The 16,559-nt window shown below is 40.6% G+C and carries 13 protein-coding genes and 1 riboswitch; all 13 genes read right to left on the reverse strand.

Annotated features, from left to right (window positions below; genetic code table 11):
* Positions 1 to 277 precede the first annotated feature (277 nt).
* The 13 genes from FC748_RS14645 to FC748_RS14705 all read right to left on the reverse strand — a co-directional run bounded on the left by FC748_RS14645 (position 278) and on the right by FC748_RS14705 (position 16,468).
* Positions 278 to 910 (reverse strand): TetR/AcrR family transcriptional regulator, encoded by a 633-nt coding sequence (locus FC748_RS14645; RefSeq protein ID WP_024362875.1) that lies wholly within the window; start codon positions 908 to 910, stop codon positions 278 to 280.
* Between the two features lie 3 nt (positions 911 to 913).
* Complete coding sequence (locus FC748_RS14650; protein WP_024362874.1) at positions 914 to 2,050, reverse strand: acyl-CoA dehydrogenase; 1,137 nt, start codon at positions 2,048 to 2,050, stop codon at positions 914 to 916.
* Positions 2,051 to 2,155: 105 nt separating this feature from the next.
* The gene (locus FC748_RS14655; protein ID WP_024362873.1) at positions 2,156 to 3,289 is read right to left on the reverse strand and encodes an acyl-CoA dehydrogenase; all 1,134 of its coding nucleotides are present in this window, start codon (positions 3,287 to 3,289) and stop codon (positions 2,156 to 2,158) included.
* Positions 3,290 to 3,486: 197 nt separating this feature from the next.
* Positions 3,487 to 4,338: a 3-hydroxybutyryl-CoA dehydrogenase gene (locus tag FC748_RS14660; RefSeq protein WP_024362872.1), complete on the reverse strand. Its 852-nt coding sequence runs from the start codon at positions 4,336 to 4,338 to the stop codon at positions 3,487 to 3,489.
* Entirely contained in the window at positions 4,338 to 5,543 is a 1,206-nt protein-coding gene (locus FC748_RS14665; RefSeq protein ID WP_108030617.1) for an acetyl-CoA C-acetyltransferase, read from the reverse strand. The genes FC748_RS14660 and FC748_RS14665 overlap by 1 nt, the downstream gene beginning before the upstream one ends.
* Before the next feature lie 199 nt (positions 5,544 to 5,742).
* Positions 5,743 to 7,977, reverse strand: coding sequence for a heterodisulfide reductase-related iron-sulfur binding cluster (locus tag FC748_RS14670; RefSeq protein WP_024362870.1), 2,235 nt, complete (start codon positions 7,975 to 7,977; stop codon positions 5,743 to 5,745).
* A 375-nt stretch (positions 7,978 to 8,352) separates the two neighbouring features.
* Positions 8,353 to 8,916: a cob(I)yrinic acid a,c-diamide adenosyltransferase gene (locus FC748_RS14675; protein ID WP_024362869.1), complete on the reverse strand. Its 564-nt coding sequence runs from the start codon at positions 8,914 to 8,916 to the stop codon at positions 8,353 to 8,355.
* Positions 8,917 to 8,928: 12 nt separating this feature from the next.
* On the reverse strand, positions 8,929 to 10,389 hold the full coding sequence (locus FC748_RS14680) for a bifunctional ABC transporter ATP-binding protein/adenosylcobinamide amidohydrolase (protein WP_024362868.1): 1,461 nt from the start codon (positions 10,387 to 10,389) through the stop codon (positions 8,929 to 8,931).
* Complete coding sequence (locus tag FC748_RS14685) at positions 10,386 to 11,387, reverse strand: FecCD family ABC transporter permease (protein ID WP_024362867.1); 1,002 nt, start codon at positions 11,385 to 11,387, stop codon at positions 10,386 to 10,388. The genes FC748_RS14680 and FC748_RS14685 overlap by 4 nt, the downstream gene beginning before the upstream one ends.
* Positions 11,384 to 12,349: an ABC transporter substrate-binding protein gene (locus tag FC748_RS14690; RefSeq protein ID WP_108030618.1), complete on the reverse strand. Its 966-nt coding sequence runs from the start codon at positions 12,347 to 12,349 to the stop codon at positions 11,384 to 11,386. Before FC748_RS14690 ends, FC748_RS14685 begins: the two co-directional genes overlap by 4 nt.
* A 214-nt stretch (positions 12,350 to 12,563) precedes the next feature.
* Positions 12,564 to 12,749: riboswitch (cobalamin riboswitch) on the reverse strand.
* A gap of 164 nt (positions 12,750 to 12,913) precedes the next feature.
* Positions 12,914 to 14,581 (reverse strand): acyl-CoA dehydrogenase family protein, encoded by a 1,668-nt coding sequence (locus tag FC748_RS14695; RefSeq protein WP_108030619.1) that lies wholly within the window; start codon positions 14,579 to 14,581, stop codon positions 12,914 to 12,916.
* A 2-nt stretch (positions 14,582 to 14,583) separates the two neighbouring features.
* Positions 14,584 to 16,086 (reverse strand): class I adenylate-forming enzyme family protein, encoded by a 1,503-nt coding sequence (locus FC748_RS14700; protein WP_108030620.1) that lies wholly within the window; start codon positions 16,084 to 16,086, stop codon positions 14,584 to 14,586.
* The gene (locus FC748_RS14705; RefSeq protein ID WP_108030621.1) at positions 16,079 to 16,468 is read right to left on the reverse strand and encodes a MerR family transcriptional regulator; all 390 of its coding nucleotides are present in this window, start codon (positions 16,466 to 16,468) and stop codon (positions 16,079 to 16,081) included. The genes FC748_RS14700 and FC748_RS14705 overlap by 8 nt, the downstream gene beginning before the upstream one ends.
* Positions 16,469 to 16,559: the final 91 nt, after the last annotated feature.

The following is a 16,559-nucleotide window of genomic DNA, read 5'->3' on the forward strand; positions in this document are numbered from 1 at the left end:
TCCCCTTAGTAAATCTTTTCATCAATGTTTGCAATGATTTCATCATTTAAAAAGTACAAACACAGAACAATTTTGCTTCGTACCGATGCTTTGCTAGCAAGCAGTGGATCACTATTAAATGCCAGCTTCCGACTCGTTCAAATGAAAAATCGACACATTGTATGGGCTTCTTGAGCCTAGTGAAATACCATCAGCTCTGCGCCATACGCCATTATGAAAAAAATCGGTAATTGCAATGTCGCATTATGCAATTACCGACAAACCCCTTTGGAACTTATTAAAACCCCTTAATGCCTGAAATGAACAATGTTGTTTGCATTTCAATATACTCGTCAAGCGTATGTTGACGGTGAAGCGCCCATTTGCGGAACGCCCAGCTTTGACCTTGAACAACTAAATTATTTGCTGCTAAATGAATTTGCTGATCAGTCATTGTTAGTTCCCCTGACTGTACGCACCGTTTTAACAATCGTTCAAAAGTGGCAACCATCTCAAACTCTTTACTAAAAACATAACGCTGTGCTTCTTTGGATAATGATTTCGTTTCCTGATACATGATTGTTAATTCATCTACCATGCTATCGATTTGTAAAAAATACTCACGAATCATTTCTTTTAACTCTTCTATCGTTCCTGCCTTTATCTCATAGCTTGATAGACGTTCCATCGCATGGTGGTAGATGCTATCACAAACGAGGTATAGTACATCTTCTTTTGTACGAATATATTCATATAATGTACCGATACTAAAACCTGCTGCTTTAGCAATTTCTCTTGTAGTAGCACGATGGAATCCTTTTTCTTTAAATAATTTAATAGCACCTTGAATCATTTGTTCTCGGCGGATGGCAATGAGATTTTCGTCTTTCACGGTTGACTGGACTTGGGGTCTTTTGTTCTTTTCTGTCATAAATTATTTCGTCAACATACGCGAGATAACAAGACGTTGAATCTCTTGTGTACCTTCGTAAATTTGAGTAATTTTCGCATCACGCATAAAGCGTTCTACTGGATAATCTTTCGTGTAACCATAACCACCAAAGACTTGAACTGCCTCAGTTGTGACGCTCATTGCTGTATCACCAGCCATTAACTTTGCCATTGCCGATGCCTTACCGTAAGGAAGATTGTTTGTCTCTAACCAAGCAGCTTGGTATGTAAGCAGACGAGATGCTTCAATTTGCGTTGCCATATCCGCTAATTTAAAGGACACACCTTGGTTTGCAGTAATTGGCTTACCGAATTGTACACGCTCTTTGGCATATTCAACCGCAGCATCTAAAGCACCTTGCGCAATTCCTACTGCTTGAGCTGCAATGCCGTTACGTCCACCATCAAGTGTTGTCATTGCAATTTTAAAGCCGTCTCCTTCAGCCCCAAGTAAGTTTTCTTTTGGTACACGGCAGTTATCGAAAATAATTTCTGTTGTCGGTGATGAACGAATCCCTAGTTTTTTCTCCTTTTTACCGACTGAAAAACCTGCAAAACCTGCTTCAACGATAAAAGCGGACGTGCCGTTTTTCGCTTCTGGGTCTGTTACTGCAAATACGATATATGTATCTGCTACGCCACCGTTTGTAATAAAAATCTTTGAACCATTTAGAATATAATCATCGCCATCGCGTTTTGCATACGTTCTCATACCACCAGCATCCGAACCAGAACCTGGCTCTGTTAAACCATAAGCACCGATATGTTTGCCTTCTGCCATTGGTCGCAGGTACTTTTGTTTTTGTTCTTCAGTACCAAATTTATATAGCGGCCAACCTGCTAAAGAAGTATGAGCAGATAATGTTACCCCTGTCGAAGCACATACACGAGATAATTCTTCAACAGCAATGACATAGGCAAGGTAGTCAAAGCCTGCACCACCATATTCTTCTGGCCACGGAATACCTGTTAAGCCTAATTCAGCCATCTTATCAAAAATGGCACGATCAAATTCTTCATTTTCATCGCGTTCTGCGGCTGTTGGTGCTACCTCATTTAAAGCAAAGTCGCGAATCATTTCACGTAATTGTTCATGTTCTTCTGTTAATTGAAAGTTCATTGTCCATTTCCCCTTTAATTTTAATGAAGTTCGCCTGTTCCTTTATTGAATTGCCTATAAATACGTGTGCATAAACTAAATTCTTTTACGAATGTTGGCACTCTATTAAATTAAATATTTACTAATCACTAGTTTTTGAATTTCACTTGTACCTTCGTAAATTTCTGTCACTTTAGCATCACGGAAATAACGTTCTACTGGATAATCCTCGGTGTAACCGTAGCCACCAAAAATTTGTACGGCTTCAATCGCTGTTTGTACAGCTGTTCGAGAAGCAAAGAGTTTTGCCATTGATGCCTCTGCTCCACATGGTAAACCTTTCGCACGTAAATCAGCTGCACGATACACAAGCAATTTTGCCGCTTCTACAGCCGTTGCCATATCGGCTAGCTTAAAGCCAACTCCTTGCTGTACGGCGATTGGTTTGCCAAATTGCACACGCTCTTTGGCGTATGCAGTCGCTGCTTCAAGAGCTGCTTCAGCGATTCCTAAAGCTTGTGCCGCGATTCCTATGCGCCCCACATCCAAATTTGCCATTGCGATTTTGAAGCCCTCTCCTTCTTCCCCTAGAAGGTTAGCGACCGGAATTCGACAGTTATCAAATGTTAATTGGACTGTACGTGAACCATGTAGCCCCATTTTGTGCTCATCCTTGCCTATAATTAGGCCCGGCGTACCCTTTTCAACAATAAATGCTGAAATGCCACGTGTTTTTGCAGCTTGATTAGTGGAGGCAAAAACGATATAAACATCTGCTTCGCCTCCGTTTGTAATAAATACTTTTGAGCCGTTAATGACATATTCATCACCATCACGTACTGCTTTTGACTGTAAAGAGCCTGCATCCGAACCCGCACTTGGCTCTGTTAAACAAAATGCCCCTAAATATTCACCTGCTGCTAGCTTCGGAACATAACGTTGTTTTTGCTCATCGTTACCAAAATAAATAATTGGGTTTGTACCTACAGACGTATGTACTGATAATATAACACCCATCACTGCGCTCACTTTTGATAATTCATTGATTGCGATAATATACGAAGTAAAATCCATCGCAGAGCCACCTAGTTCTTCTGGGGTTGTGATGCCCATTAAACCTAATTCACCCATTTGTGTAAGCAGTTCACGCGGAAACTCACCAGCCTCCATTCGTTCTACCCACGGTGCGATTTTCTCCTGTGAGAAATCGCGCACCATATCACGCATCATTAATTGCTCATCCGTAAATTGTAAATGCATCTATAATGTCACCCCTCTATGCTGTCACGTAGCATTACACATTAACATACTTTTAGCAAAAGCCCTCTAAATGTAACGCCTAGCTAAAGTAAGTTAAGACCTCGATGGCTAGCACAAATTTTATTGAGCCTGCACTCCAAAATCTGAACACCATTACGCCTAGGTGTAATTATTCTGAATATCCCATCCCCATAGGACTATTCGTAAACGTAAAAGCCTCTTCCTGATTTTTTACCTAGCCAACCTGCTGCTACATATTTGCGTAATAAAGGACAAGGTCTGTACTTACTATCACCTAGGCCCTCATGTAAAATTTCCATAATAGATAAACATGTATCTAAGCCGATAAAGTCTGCTAATGTTAATGGCCCCATCGGATGATTCATGCCCAGCTTCATCACATCGTCGATCGCTTCTTTCGATGCAACTCCCTCATATAATGCATAAATTGCTTCATTAATCATCGGCAGTAAAATGCGGTTTGCAATAAAGCCTGGGAAGTCATTTACTTCCACTGGTGTTTTTGCTAACTTTACAGTCATTTCTTCCACAGCTTTGTAAACCTCGTCAGCCGTCGCTAAACCTCTAATAATTTCGACAAGCTTCATAACAGGTACTGGGTTCATAAAGTGCATCCCGATTACTTGCTCTGGCCGGTTTGTGACTGCTGCAATTTCTGTAATCGGCAGAGATGATGTATTTGTCGCCAGTATGGCGTGAGCAGGTGCAATTGTATCTAATTGCTTGAAAATGGATTGCTTCACTTCCATATTTTCAACTGCTGCCTCGATAATAATATCAACATCACTAGCATCCTTTAAATCTAGTGACATCTGAATGCGACTTAGAATAGCCATTTTTTCATCTGCTGTTTTACGACCCTTTTCAACATCACGTGTTAAGTTTTTTGTGATAACGCTTAATCCACGCTCAAAAAAGGATTGCTGTATATCATTCAATAACACGTCATAGCCAGCTTGTGCACAAACTTGCGCAATCCCTGAACCCATTTGCCCTGCACCAATTACCATTACTTTTTGAATTCCCATTATTCATGTCCCCTTTGTTTTGGTACTTCAATCATTATGGCATCGCCTTGCCCGCCACCTGAACAAATTGCCGCAATCCCGATTCCACCACCACGGCGTTTTAATTCATGTGCCAGTGTTAAGATAATGCGTGCACCGGATGCGCCAATCGGATGACCTAGCGCTACTGCACCACCGTTGACATTTACTTTTTCTGCATCAAGATTTGCCAACTGATTGCTAATAAGCGCTACTGCTGCAAAGGCTTCGTTGATTTCAATTAAATCGATGTCTGCTAATGATTTCCCCGTCTTTTTTAGTAGGCTGTTAATCACAAGACCTGGTGTTTGCGGGAAATTTTCTGGTTCAATTGCCAGTTCTGCATGACCGATAATGACAGCGAGTGGCTCTCTACCTTCCCGTATTGCGCGGTCTTCATTCATGATGACAAGAGCACATGCGCCATCATTGACACCTGGTGCATTACCTGCTGTTATGGAACCATCCTTTTCAAAGGCTGGCTTGAGCTTAGAGAGCACTTCCTGCGTAGTGCCAGGTCTTGGTGCTTCGTCGGTATTGACTACAAGCGGATCACCCTTACGTTGTGCGATTTGTACAGGCACAATCTCCTCGGCAAAATAACCTTGTTCAATGGCTGCAATCGCACGTTCATGACTGCGGACAGCCCACGCATCTTGTTCTTGACGACTTAAGGAAAATTCACCTGCTGCCTTATTACCGTAGCTCCCCATAGGTGGTCTTGCCTGATGAAAGGCACAAGTTAAACCGTCATAAAGCATGCCGTCTACCATTGTTGAATCGCCCATTCGTAAACCTGTGCGACCATTTTGAAGATAATACGGTGCATTTGACATCGATTCCATACCACCAGCAATCATTACTTCTTCGTCCCCTAAACGAATTAACTGATCGGCTAATGTTACTGCGCGCATCCCCGACGCACAAACTTTATTAATCGTTTCAGTTTTGACTGCTACTGGTAATTCTGCCTTCAGTGAAGCCTGTCTTGATGGTATTTGCCCTTGCCCACCTTGTAAAACTGACCCTAAAATTACTTCACCTACTGCATCTGGAGCGATATTTGCCTTTTCCAATGCGCCTTTAATGGCGATAGCACCTAAGTCACTGGCGCTAAGAGTGGAAAGTGAACCACCAAATTTACCAAATGCCGTTCTTGCTCCTGCTAATATTACAGCTCTATTCAAGTAAAACACCCCTTTTGTTTTACGTTACTCGAAGAAGTATCAAAGCGATCATTGTTGACTGAACGCTCGCTCGACTCTTCTCGATAAAAAATGGGAGTTTTTTAATAACTCCCATTTCCAATTAATCTTATTCTACAAAACAATTAATTATTGTGCAATTTATATTTTTCAGATAAAGAAAATATTTCTACAATAATTATCATTTCTCTGCGTTTAGCTCTTCATTCTTGTCTTGCTCTTGTGAGTCAACAGATGCTACCACTTCTTCTAGCATTTCTTCTGTTAGTTCATCAACATTGTCTGCAACAGTTTTCACTTTTTCCCCAAACACAGAGCGTTCTAGTAATTCTGCTACATCGAATGTGCTGATAGTATCTTCAACCTCTTTTGCCTTTGTACCGTCCTCTAACATCGTTAAACAGTATGGGCATCCTGAAGAAATAACTGAAGCATTCGTTGCTAACGCCTGCTCTGTTCGTGCTACATTAATGCGATTGCCAACATGCTCTTCCATCCACATTAAGCCACCACCTGCGCCACAGCACATGGCTGTTTCACGATTGCGTTCCATTTCCACCAGCTTCACACCTGGAATGCCTCGTAAAATTTCACGTGGCGCATCGTAGACATCATTGTAACGACCTAAATAACAAGAGTCGTGGAAGACAATTGTTTCCTCTACTTCATAGTTCAGTACTAAACGATTTTCTTCAATCAATTGATTTAGTAATTCCGTATGGTGATAGACTTCGCCTTTCCAACCAAAATCTTGATATTCATTTTTAAAGATATTATATGCGTGCGGATCAATTGTGACGATTTTCTTTACATCATTTTTCTCAAACTCATCAATATTGGCTGTTGCCAACTCTTGGAATAAAAATTCATTTCCTAAACGACGTGGTGTATCCCCAGAGTTTTTCTCTTTATTTCCTAGAATTGCAAACTTCACGCCCGCTTCGTTCATTAGACGGCAGAAAGCTAAAGCAATTTTTTGAGAGCGATTATCAAAAGCACCCATAGAGCCTACCCACAACAAGTACTCCATTTCCTCGCCTGATTTTTTCAGTTCCTTCACGGTTGGAATATGGATTGTTGGGTCTAAATCACGCCAGTTTTCTTTTTCTTTTCGATTTAGTCCCCAAGGATTTCCTTGGCGTTCAATGTTTGTCATTGCTCGCTGTGCATCTGAGTTTACTTTTCCTTCCGTCATCGTTAAGTAGCGACGTAAGTCAATGATTTTATCGACATGCTCGTTCATAACAGGACATTGATCTTCACAGTTACGGCAAGTTGTACATGCCCAAATCTCTTCCTCTGTAATTACATCCCCGATTAAAGATGGACTATAAATATCCTCAATTACTGCCCCTTCAGCACCTGCTGCCATTGCAAGCTGATTGCCCTTTGTATTTGCAAAAAATTGATAAGGCACCCACGGTTTTTGCTTTGTTACAACCGCACCCGTAAATGTTAAATGATCCCGAAGTTTGACAATTAAATCCATTGGTGAAAGCATTTTGCCAGTTCCTGTTGCTGGGCACATATTTGTACAACGGCCACATTCTACACAAGAATATAAATCTAGCATTTGTTTTTGCGTAAAGTCTTGAATACGTCCTACCCCGATAGATGGGATATCGTCTTCACTTTCAGCATTTTCTCCAGCTTCCTCAAGCGCCTCGAAGTCGATTGGCGTTAACGTACCTGTACGATCTAAGCGGTTCATATACACATTGATAGGGCTGACAATCAAGTGGAAATGCTTCGATTGCGGTACATAAATTAAAAACGTTAATAATATTAATAAATGAGCCCACCATGCTATATAGAAAACAGTTGCTGCTGCAGACGTTGGTAAAAAACTAAAAATTGCTGCAATGCTAGAAGCAACAGGCTCTGTGTACGTTAAACCTTCGCCATGCCAGATAAGACCCATACCGTTTGCCAGCAATGTTGAAAGCATTAAGCCACCAATAAAAATCAATACAAGACCATTTTTCCAGCCTCGTTTTAGACGTACTAGTTTTTCCACATAGCGACGATAAAATGCCCAGACAACCGCCACTAAAATCATTAATACTACTAGCTCTTGGAAGAATGTGAATACACCATAGAACATGCCAAGTGGTAAATGAGAGCCTGGTACTAACCCCTTCCAAATTAAATCGATAGCCCCTAACTGAACCATTAAGAAACCATAAAAGAACATCACGTGAATTAAACCACTTTTAGGATCCTTTAACAGCTTATTTTGACCAAACACATTCACCATTAAATAACGAATGCGTTCTTGGACACTTTCATCAAACTCAACCTTTTTCCCCAATTGCACAAATTTATAGCGTGTTTTTAACAGATAGATAAATAACCCTACTGCATAAAGCACAACCACGACTGTTAGAACAATGTTTGCAATTACTAATGGACTCATGGTTGGTCCCCCCTTTAGTTTGTCGTAAATTTTCTCTCTTTGTGTTAATATTTCTAGCTCAAACGTAAATGTATGACATTTCACCACTATATCCACATTCTAATAAATGAGTGAGCATTCAGTCAACATAAAACGAAAAAATTTCTGATAATTTTATATTCTTACATTTTATAAGCAAAAAAGCTACCCTGATTTTTACTTTCGGAGTAGCTTTTTGGCATTTGAATTTATCGTTTTATCTTACAATTACTTGTATTCATCGTCATAAATTCCGCTTAAAATATTTATTTTAAAAATGGTTCTTTTTTTGCATCGTTAGGCTCAAATCTTTTGCTTATTTGCTGTTATGCGTTGCTGCCTTCTTCTCTACTTAAGTTATTTTTTAAAGACATTGCCACTACGAATATATTCAATATCAGGTAAGTTTAAACGTGCATTCACAACACGTGCTGCGGCAAATAAATAATCTGATAATCGATTTAAATATTTTTGTACAATAGTCGGTACATCTTCAATTTCTTTCATTAGCGTTACCATTTGACGCTCTGCTCGGCGTGCAACTGTACGTGCGATGTGTAATGTTGCAGCGGCCGGCGCTCCACCAGGTAAGATAAATTTCTCTAATGGTGGCGCTTCGTCTGACAATGCATCTATACGCGCCTCTAGTACTTCAATCGGTGCTTCCGTTAACTTATAATGACGTTCCTTCATAACATTTGCTAAATCACCGCCTGCATCAAAAAGCTCATGTTGAATCGTTTCTAAATCCACTAAAATATCTTTAAATAACGCGCGATCTAATTCACTAACAGCCTTGCCGATAAATGAATTTAATTCATCAATTGCCCCGTATGTTTCCACACGTAGACTATCTTTGTCGACACGCCCACCAATTAAGCTTGTTTTCCCTGTATCGCCTGTTTTTGTGTAAAGTTTCATCCTGTTCCACTCCTATGCTTTATTTTTATAATTTTGAATTGCTTGCACCGTCGTCTCATAAACACCTTTACCAATAATCTTACCAACAGCCGTAATCGGTCCACCATAGCGCATTTCCTCACCCTTTTGCGTTGCCGCAATAAGCAAACTATCGGTCGCAGTACCAGTCGCAATCGTATCAGTTAAATGATCCCGAATGTTTTCTGATTGTAAAGCCTTTGTTTTAGCTTCATTTGCAGTCATCAATGCTTGAAAAAATGCCTCTTCCGATAAACAGCCATTGATGACAACCCACGTATTGATAGTACCAATATATGGCGTATCCTGCCGTTCGTGTGTACGAGAGACATCTACAGCATTGCCAACACCTGCTGTTACCACAACAAACACACTCCCAAAGGCAGTGCTATATTCATTAAGTGCAAACAGTTGTGTAGGAACAGCCGTTAACATAACAACTGTGCTTGTCGGTGAAAAATGCTCCCTTTGTAAAAAGTCCGCAACTTCTTGTTTAACATCACTAATAACATAATCTCCTGGCACTGAACGATTTAATAGACAGTCATACCATCCTATACCAGGATTATGAACAGCCGAAGAAACGGTTTTTAAAGGAATGGTTGATTTTAGTTGAATATAATCTGGCGTTACTCGAAAGTCTTCTTTTACGATGTCAGCGCGTTGCTGATATTCATTGGTTGATGGCATAATTGTAATTTGCGGTTTCGGTATTTCAGGGTGGGCATAGGTTGTTACCCGTGCCTGATATACATCCTCAATTTGTGAAGCTATTAACACCTTATGTGGTACACCTAAAGCACGCACAGAGCCACTCTCCATTAACAATAATTCATCACAATAAAGAGAGGCTAAATTCATGTCATGTAGCACCATAATAACTGTTAAACCGCACTCGATTGCTTCCTTACGCACCATATCCAAAAGTTGACGTTGATGGGCAATATCTAAGTGATTGGTCGGCTCATCTAGCAATAATACTTCTGCTGTTTGCGCCAAAGCTTGCGCTACAAAAACCCGTTGTTGCTCGCCGCCCGATAGAAATTCCATCGATGTATGCTCATAGCGTGCTACGCCTGTTTGATCCATGGCATATTGAACAGCTCGTTCATCCTGCTCTGACCAATTGGAAAAAAAACCAGTTTGATGCGGATAACGACCGAGCGATACCGCTTCCCGCACGGTATTTGAAAATGCATTGGCATGTAATTGTGGTAAGACGGCCATCTTTTTCGCCAGCGCGCGTGGACTATAGTGTTTAATATTTTTGCCATCTAAAAAAACCGTTCCTGCTGTTGCAGGCAATAGACCACTAATGACTTTCAATAATGTCGATTTACCACTACCATTCGGTCCTAAAATGCCAAGGATTTTCCCCTTTTCAACGGTAAAACTAACATCTTTGACGATAGGTACGTCCTCATAGCCACCCGATAGGTGTTCAACGATAATCATACACGTACCCCCTTGCTTCTACGTTGCTTATAGAAAATATAAGAAAAGACAGGAGCACCGATAAATGCAGTAATAACGCCTATTGGTAATTCCCGAGGGATAATGATCGTTCGCGCCACTAAATCACAAATAATTAGCAATGTTGCGCCATTGATAAATGATAACGGCAATAGATGACGGTGATCAGAACCCCAAATCATGCGTGTCATATGTGGCACAACTAAACCGACAAAACCGATTGTGCCAGAAACAGCAACAGCCGCACCAGTCAGCATGGAGCCCCCTACTAAAATTAAATATTTACTACGCTTTACATTGACACCTAAATGCTTTGCACGTTCTTCTCCGTATAATAGAACATTGAGCTCTCGTCTTTGCGTCCACAGAATAGCAGAGCCTATGACAACAAATGGTGTAATCATCTGCACATACGGCCAGCCCCGCATCGAAACTGAACCAAGCAACCAGCCTATCACTTGGCGGAGCTCTTCTCCTGATAATGCAATCATTAAGGATATAAGAGATCCTAAAAAAGAACTAAAAATAACGCCTGTTAAAATAAGTGTTTCCATTTTCAGTGCACGGTCGACTATTCTGGCAAAGCTCATGACAGCTACCATTGTTAGTACCGCACCCACCATACTAAGCGTTGGTAATGCATACAGCCCGACAACCGGTATCGAGATACCAAAAAATAATGTCACCACAGCACCTACTGACGCTCCCGAAGATACACCTAGTGTATAAGGGTCTGCCAATGGATTCTTTAATAATCCTTGGAAGGCTGCCCCTGCAATCGCCAACGATGCGCCAACAAGTCCTGCCAGCAATACGCGTGGCAACCTAATTTTCCATAAAATATTAGCGGCTGTTTCATCTGCCGCCCTATTCCAAAATACTTCAAATGGAATATGAACCGAGCCTATTGATACGCCACACCAGATGCTAACAAGAAGTAACGTAATGGCTGTAATATAGGCTAATAATGCTCTACTCACTCGAAAGCCTCTGGATAGATGGCTTTCGCTAACTCTTCAAGCCCATCTGCTAAACGCGGGCCTTGACGACTTGTTAAATTTTCATCTACTTGTACAATTGCTTTATTTTTTACAGCTGTAATAGTATCAAAGCCTGCACGTTGTGGAATTTTCGTTAAAATATTTGGCACATAATCGTATGTGACAACGATGACATCTGGATTTTTTGTAATAATTTGCTCCGCATCAATTTTGAACCAACCAGTTGTATCGGCTGCAATATTTTCAGCATGAATCATATTTAGCATTTCCTGCATAAATGTATCCTTACCAGGTGTGTAGATTTCAGGCTCATCTGACGTTTCGACAAAGACTGTCTTTGGTTCCACATCCTGCAATTTCGCTTGGATTTCTTCCACTTTGGCTTTCATATTAGCAATAATTTTTTGTGCCTCCGGTAACTTACCAGTTGCGCGTCCTAATTGCTCAATCGTCGTATAAGTTTCATTAAAATCGCTTGCATTCGCCACTACAAATACCTTTACACCTGCTGCCTCAAGCTGCTCCATCGCTCCATCTAAAGAAGCCATTCCTGATTCATGAGCAAACACAATATCTGGCTGTAAGGCGATAATTTGTTCAATATTGAACTCCATACTGCCGACTTTTTCTTTTTTAGCTGCCTCCGGTGGATAATCATCATAATCATTGACGCCGACAATTTCGTCATCTAAGCCAAGCCCAAATAATATTTCTGTATTACTCGGAATAAGAGAAACAATTTTTTCAGGCGGTGCTTCTAGCACGATATCTTTGCCAGTAGCATCTTTTATTGTCACTGGAAATGTTGCTTCTTCTTGTTTGGTTACTTGTTGCTCCTGCTGCTCTGATGCAGATTGCTCGTTTTTCGGTTGTGCTCCACATGCTGCAAGTAAACCCATTGCCAAAAATGCTGATAATCCTATCTTCCAATACTTTTTCATTGTGAATCCTCCTTAGATTGTATGTGCATTTTTTAGCTCTGTTAACTTGATTGATCGATAGTATAGGGATTGTCATTATTAAATATGGAGATTGCTCACCTTTATTTTCAATGGTTATCGATAGTCGCCTTACAAAACATAAAAAAAGCCCTCGTCCATTTAACGAGAGGCGGGCTTGCACAAAAAAACCACCATCCTATCCTCGTAGGCTGAAATGTAATGTTCTATAAAGGCAGGTCTCCTGGCTCGTGCTCCAAATGCTTTTTCATGCCTTCCCAAAATAACTTTCAGTGGCATCCATTGAAAAAACTCACACTTACAGTGGCGGGACCGCATCGGAATTACACCGATTTCCCTTTTCACTTTACTTAAGTAAAGAACCTTTATAATATTCAGTTGATTTTATTATACATGAAAATAGAAATAGGGAACGATAAAAAAAGTGACACCATTCTATGTGCTTCAAAAATTGTGTGCGTGCCTGACACCCTAAAGACGGTAGATAAACTCACAAAAATTTGAGTTTATCTACCGTCTGAAAACTTTTTAAAAAGGCTTATTTCCTTACATAATATCTGAAAAATACTGGACCGTTTTCATGGGTGCGCCAATTTCGCGTAATGCCCATGTATTTTCTAAATATATATCTGCTAGCTTTTCGTATTTGCCACCAAATTTAGCTGCCCATTCGACTGCTACTACACTTTCATAGAGATGAGCCATTTTTTCGGCTACTCCCTTTGCTTCGTATGATTTAGTAGCTTCATCCAGACGACTAAATGTTTTTAATGTACATTCTAATTTCGCTAGTTGCTCTTCCACAATTTGCACTAATGAGCCATTTGCTAGTTTAGTCAACCGCTCATTCATTACTCGTACAAATAATTCATGGGCAAAATATTTATCGACTAAGCGAATAAGCTCTAATGCTAAAATATTCGCTGTACCTTCCCACACCGTAAGTACTTGCGCATCTCTAAGCAAACGAGGCGTAACTAAATCTTCAATATAGCCATTTCCCCCATGTAATTCAATCGCTTCGCTTGCATAATGTACCGCTTGTTCAGCCGTTTCTTTCTTCATAATGGCGATATTCAAGCGATTAAGAATCATATCCTGCTCATCGCCCTGACCACTCGTTACCTTGTCATACAATTGAATAAGGTCGAAAACAGTAGCCACTTCTACATGGACCTTCGCCGCATATTTCCCTAATGTATCTTGAATCATAGGATATTGAATTAAAGGTTGCCCAAATGCATTCCGATTAGTCACATAATGCTTCGCCTCTAAAAATCCGCGACGCATAATACCGATAGAAGCCACTGCATTGCAAATTCTAGATAAATTAAGCGCCTCTAGCATATAATAGATTCCTTTATTTGGTTCTCCAACGACATATGCTAACGAACCATCAAACTCTACCTCACCTGATGGCACTGCTCTCACACCGAGCTTATCTTTTAAACGACGAATGCGAAGGTTGTTTATCTTACCATTGTCTAGACGCCAAGGGACCGCAAATAATGTTAAACCTTTCGAACCTGTAGATGCGCCCTCAATGCGTGCTAAAACCATTGCCACACCACACATTCCTACATTTGATGCAAAATATTTTTCTCCGTACATAAGATAATGCTGTCCATCTTGTCTAGCCTTTACAATATTTGCGCCAACATCTGAACCACCTTGCCGCTCTGTTAAAAATGTTGCTCCCTCATATAGCTCTGTATCTCCTGTTGCACAAACATGTGGTAAAAATCGTTGCTTCAACTCTTCACTTGCATAATGATCCAGCAAATAGGCTGTTGCCATCGTTAACGTGACGGGGCAATAGAAGCCTGGCTCCGCATGAGATAGTAAATAGCCTTGCGCAAAGCTATAGACATAGTTCCCCTTCCTACCTAACTGCGGAATGTTCTTATGCACATAGCCTACAATTCCCGTGTTGTATGTTTCTTCAATGGTTTTTTTGTAGCCTTCATTGACCCAAACTTCCGAAACTTCCTCACCATATGCATTATAGCGTTGCAATCGAGGTTCGCCCTCTCGATCAGTATGCTTCGCCCTTACGTCAATAGCACCTGCACAAAGCTCACCAAAATCCGTTAATTCTCGCTTAGCATAGACGAATAACTCTTTATCTAGCATCATGTCTAATAGTTGATGGAGCGTCTCATCCTCTGTGAAAAAATTAGTGGTCTGTCTTGCATCCTGCTGTAGCACTTTCATAGCTATCTCACCCCTTGTTCCTTCAATGATTGTTTAAGTATTTTCCCGGAAGCATTTCTCGGAAGCGCTTCCACGCGTTCAAATAGACGTGGAATTTTATATTTTGCTAGATGCTCCTCTAAATACGCCTTAAGTGCGCTCTCATCAATCTCTATCTTTGTAGCGTACACAGCCTTTACCGTTTCGCCCCACTGCGGATGTGGAACTCCGATAACAGCCACCTCAAATATGCCGTCATAGCTTAAAAGCAAATCTTCAATCTCTTTCGGATATATATTGACACCGCCCGAAATAATCACATCTTTTTTTCGATCAACAATCCAAATAAAGCCGTCTTCATCTTTCCGCGCTAAATCTCCCGTTTTCAACCAACCATCTACAAACGCTGCCTTTGTAGCGATTTCATCTTTGTAATAGCCCATCATGTTGCCTTCACCGAATAACACAATCTCCCCGACCTCATTCACACCAACTTCTTCCCCACTATCGTTAATAATGCGTAGCTCCGTACCGAGTGGTGCACGTTGACCAATACTCCCTGCTTTCGCTATATGCTCTTGCCCGAACATTAAAGAACCACTTGGCCCAGCCTCTGTTAAACCATAAACACATGTTAGATTTTCTGTTCGAAAAGCTTTTTGTATATGACGAATTTCATTTTGTGATAATGGTGCCCCTCCGTAAACCCACCATTTCATTGAAGATAAATCTGCCGTTTGCAGCCTCTTTGTTTGAGCAGTTAATAAGTAAGCGACTGGTGCCCCGAAAAAATGCGTCGTCTTTTCTTGTTCTACCATGTCTAGTAACAAATCTGGTGTAAAGGTTGGCGTTAATACATTTGTGGAGCCAACAAGGACGCCTGCCATTAAAAATAAATGTAATGGGGCTGAATGCGTTAACGGCATCATAAGAAGAATACGGCTTGCAGGCTTTACTTCCATTTCGACGGCAATCATCTGTGCTACTGTTAATATATTACGATAGCTAAATAGCACACCCTTTGGTTTTCCTGTTGTGCCTGAAGTATATAAAATCGTTGAGGCATCCTCTTCATTTAGCTGGCAATCTATTGTTTGTGTACTTGCATGTTGTATTAACGTCTCATAATGAAGCCACCCTGCCTCCATATGACCCGTCTTAATCTTTAAAGGCACGACGTTGATATGCTCGACAGCAGCAAATATAGCTTCATGTACTAAAATGGCTTTAGCCTCAGCATGCTGTGCAACATACTCAACCTCCTGCAATGTAAATTTGGCATTTACAGGAACGACAATAGCGCCTATACGCTGAATCGCAAAATAACTAACAACAAACTCTACAACATTAGGCATAAAAATAATCACTTTATCATTTTGGCGAACACCCTGTTCCATCAAAGCATGACCAAGTCGCGTCACTTGCTCATCTAATTCGCGGTAAGTCACGCTTTTCCCATGACAAACAACAGCTTCTTTCATAGGGTACTTTCGGGCATTTCGCGCTAACAAATTTGAACTATCCATCGTGCATCTCTCCCTTTAAAGTCAATAATTTTTCACTAAACATGCCATGTAATTGCTGTAATTCATTTTTCATTTGTGTAAGCTCAGCTATTTTACTCTCAATTTCTTGTATTTTTTGATTTCCGTATGCCACAGTTCGTTCCAATTGTTGAATCCCTGAACGATCAAAATCAAAGAGCAACACCATCTCCTTGATTTCTTCCAATGAGAAACCATAACGCTTTCCTCTAAAAATAAGCTTGAGCTTCGCCATTTCCTTTTTGGAAAAGGTTCGTTGATTCGTAGAAGATCGATGTGGACTTAGTAGCCCCAACTCCTCGTAATAACGAATCGTACGTGTAGAAACATTAAATTGCTTCGCTACTTCCTGAATCGTTTTCAAAACCAACTCCCCCTTCACAATTTTTCATCAGTATATCATTAACGTTAACGTCAACTTCAACAGAAAATTAGAAATAAACAGAAAAATACAC

The sequence above is a fragment of the Lysinibacillus sphaericus genome, from assembly GCF_005217585.1.
Taxonomy (GTDB): domain Bacteria; phylum Bacillota; class Bacilli; order Bacillales_A; family Planococcaceae; genus Lysinibacillus; species Lysinibacillus sphaericus.

Bases quoted from the DNA above. Each gene is read 5' to 3' on its own strand.
- FC748_RS14645 (WP_024362875.1), bottom strand. From the start codon at position 910: ATGACAGAAAAGAACAAAAGACCCCAAGTCCAGTCAACCGTGAAAGAC.
- FC748_RS14650 (WP_024362874.1), bottom strand. From the start codon at position 2,050: ATGAACTTTCAATTAACAGAAGAACATGAACAATTACGTGAAATGATT.
- FC748_RS14655 (WP_024362873.1), bottom strand. From the start codon at position 3,289: ATGCATTTACAATTTACGGATGAGCAATTAATGATGCGTGATATGGTG.
- FC748_RS14660 (WP_024362872.1), bottom strand. From the start codon at position 4,338: ATGGGAATTCAAAAAGTAATGGTAATTGGTGCAGGGCAAATGGGTTCA.
- FC748_RS14670 (WP_024362870.1), bottom strand. From the start codon at position 7,977: ATGAGTCCATTAGTAATTGCAAACATTGTTCTAACAGTCGTGGTTGTG.
- FC748_RS14675 (WP_024362869.1), bottom strand. From the start codon at position 8,916: ATGAAACTTTACACAAAAACAGGCGATACAGGGAAAACAAGCTTAATT.
- FC748_RS14680 (WP_024362868.1), bottom strand. From the start codon at position 10,389: ATGATTATCGTTGAACACCTATCGGGTGGCTATGAGGACGTACCTATC.
- FC748_RS14690 (WP_108030618.1), bottom strand. From the start codon at position 12,349: ATGAAAAAGTATTGGAAGATAGGATTATCAGCATTTTTGGCAATGGGT.
- FC748_RS14695 (WP_108030619.1), bottom strand. From the start codon at position 14,581: ATGAAAGTGCTACAGCAGGATGCAAGACAGACCACTAATTTTTTCACA.
- FC748_RS14700 (WP_108030620.1), bottom strand. From the start codon at position 16,086: ATGGATAGTTCAAATTTGTTAGCGCGAAATGCCCGAAAGTACCCTATG.